This is a genomic window from Neisseria sp. P0008.S010 (assembly GCF_051962715.1).
In the GTDB taxonomy this organism is placed as follows: Bacteria; Pseudomonadota; Gammaproteobacteria; order Burkholderiales; family Neisseriaceae; genus Neisseria; species Neisseria elongata.
On the sequence record NZ_JBQCVA010000463.1, the window covers coordinates 1 to 230 of the forward strand.

General features: G+C 56.1%; 1 pseudogene. It reads left to right on the plus strand.

Going from position 1 to position 230, the window contains the following annotated elements:
* Positions 1 to 72 precede the first annotated feature (72 nt).
* Positions 73 to 230: pseudogene (locus ACTHSL_RS14350) on the plus strand (NAD(P)-binding domain-containing protein); the annotation flags it as partial.

Below are 230 nucleotides of genomic sequence, written 5' to 3' on the forward strand. Positions count from 1 at the left end.
GTATAGGAGGGTTGCAAAATGAACATCTATTACTTGGGTGGCGGCAATATGGCTCCCGCGATAGCGGGCTGATTGGTCAGGCAGGGCGGCCATCGGGTGCACATTGCCAACCGAGGTAAATAAAAACGCGAACGTCTGGCAGAGGAGTTGGGCGTGTCCGGATCTGAAAAACTCCCCGACCTGGCAGCGGACGACGTGATGGTATTGGCGGTCAAACCGCAGGACATGCA